Genomic DNA, 2,270 nt, shown 5'->3' with positions numbered 1-2,270 from the left:
ATTTTGCAAAAAAATATGAATGCTGATTTTTGGAATTTTTATAACATGAATTATTCTGTGTTGTATCCAGATTTTTTTGTAAATTTTAGGGACTTGATATTCGTAGATATAAAAAAAGTGAGAGGTCGAGTTTACGTATATAAACGTAGATTTTAGCTGTTTTATCTGCTTTCCCCCTAAATGCAAAAAAATTTTTTCTCGAAACGCGGAAAGGTGGAGAAAAAGCAAGCGTAGTGCAACGAAGCGCAGCTTTTTACTACCTTGTAGCGTGTAGAGAAAAAATTATAATAAAAAAGGGGGAAAGCAATAAAAAAAGGGGCGGAACTACGACCGCCCCTAGGAGACCATTGACCATTGTTCAATTTTGTGTCAAAGTTTGCCTTTTTGTGTGTAAACTGTTACAATATTTCTAAAATAATTTAAAGGAGAAAAAAATTGAAAGATACTGCTAAAAATAAAAGATTACAAATAACACTTTCTGTCAATTCAATTGATTTACTAGAACTTTACAGTAAAAAATATAGTATAAGTAAAAGTAAATTAATACAGATTTTGCTAGGAAAATATTTAAGAGAGGAGTTTGGGTCAGTTGTTGAAAAATAAAAAAAGACCTTTTAATGGAATGCTAAGGTCTTTTTTATATATTCGAATATTTTAGTTTTGTGACTCAATTATAGATTATGACAAAGAAAAATACAAGTAGAACGAGGAATTGGGTTTTTGTCGTTTATCCTGAATCTTTACCAGAAGGTTGGCGAGATATAATAGACGGCTGGCATGTACCTTATTTGATATCCCCAATTCATGATATGGATAAAAATCCCGATGGAACTGTTAAAAAGCCACACCATCATGTATTGCTTATGTTTTCAGGTTTAAAAACTTATCAGCAGATTGTTGATTTAATAAAACCTTTAAACGGTCCAATACCTATTATGTGTCAAAGCGTTAAAGGTATGGCACGCTATTTTGCGCACATTGACAATCCAGAAAAGCATCAATATTCAGTTGAAGATATTATTGCTGGTGCTGGAGCTGATTTGACGGAATTATTAAAACCGTCATCAGGAGATAGGTATGAAATGATAGGAGAAATGATTCAATTCATAAATGATAATCAGGTGATGGAATTCGAGGAGATTGTAATATATGCCATGAATAATAAGTCAAGCACTTGGTTTCCGCTGCTCTGCGATAATAGTGCTTACATAATTAGTAGCGTTATTAATAGCAAAAGAAACAGATACAAAGAAGGCTATTTGTTGGATGGATGTAATTTAATAAATGTTGAGACAGGAGAGATAGCTTCGGACAAAAGTTTTTTATATAAGAATAATAAAAATGATAGTGAAGAAGAGTAAATATAATTACTCTTCTTTTTTTTTAGTTTTTTTTCAGGTCTGATCAGATTTATTTAAGCCTTTCAAAAAGTAGAAAAAAAAATTTTTTGATGCTATCCTCTAGTTAGAAAGAAGCTACAAGCATCTATTTTGGAAGCTTTGCGGCCTTTCTAAAAAATATAAAGGAGGAAGCGTAAATGCTGAAAAAAAATGAAGAAATAGCTGCAGCATTTTTTGAAGATAAAGATTTCTTGATAATTGGTGCTGCTCAAAAGACAATTTGGGAAGATGGGAAGCCGACAAATGAAAAGTGCCTTGAGGTGCGAGGATTCGTGATGTTCGATGATTTAGATTTTCAGGAATACAGATTTAAGTATAAAGATAATTCTAAAATAGCAAAAAAAATTTTAGATTTAAAAAATAATGGCTTTGTTAAAGTTTCTGAAATGCCAGGTTATGACAGAGAATTGTTGTTTAATTATAAGGATGCGTATTTTGGACAAAATTTGGTAGGTTGCGAAATATGATTGTATTTTTATTAATATTATTAGCAGTTATTTTTTATTTTACTAGTATTTTTTTAGAAGATAAAAATACTAGTAAAAATGTTAGTCGAACAAGTTTTAATTTCTTCAGTAGAATTGCAACAGATGAAATGCTTGTATCTGACTTGAAATTGCTTTTAAATTATTTTAATGGACTAGAATTTTTAGGAACAGAGGACACAGAAGAATATTTTACAGATATTTATATTTATACAGAACCAAAAAAAGAAATAGAAAGTACTTATTTTACAAGTAATAGAATAGATATTTTGCAAAAAAATATGAATGCTGATTTTTGGAATTTTTATAACATGAATTATTCTGTGTTGTATCCAGATTTTTTTGTAAATTTTAGGGACTTGATATTCGTAGATATAAAAAAAGT

The 2,270-nt window shown here is 29.7% G+C and carries 4 protein-coding genes; all 4 read left to right on the top strand.

Translation table 11 applies throughout. The features are described from left to right. Positions 1 to 435 precede the first annotated feature (435 nt). Positions 436 to 603: a hypothetical protein gene (locus tag KQI68_RS10245; RefSeq protein WP_216550022.1), complete on the top strand. Its 168-nt coding sequence runs from the start codon at positions 436 to 438 to the stop codon at positions 601 to 603. 77 nt (positions 604 to 680) lie between these two features. After that, on the top strand, positions 681 to 1,361 hold the full coding sequence (locus KQI68_RS10240; RefSeq protein ID WP_216550021.1) for a replication protein: 681 nt from the start codon (positions 681 to 683) through the stop codon (positions 1,359 to 1,361). A 176-nt stretch (positions 1,362 to 1,537) separates the two neighbouring features. Next, entirely contained in the window at positions 1,538 to 1,867 is a 330-nt protein-coding gene (locus tag KQI68_RS10235) for a hypothetical protein (RefSeq protein WP_216550020.1), read from the top strand. Next, a partial coding sequence (locus tag KQI68_RS10230; protein WP_216550019.1) for a hypothetical protein occupies positions 1,864 to 2,270 on the top strand: 407 nt, incomplete at its 3' end. The genes KQI68_RS10235 and KQI68_RS10230, both read left to right, overlap by 4 nt.

Origin of the sequence: Peptoniphilus ovalis (genome assembly GCF_018919265.1) — a bacterium.
GTDB lineage: Bacteria > Bacillota > Clostridia > Tissierellales > Peptoniphilaceae > Peptoniphilus_A > Peptoniphilus_A ovalis.
This window is presented reverse-complemented; position numbering and strand designations above follow the sequence as displayed.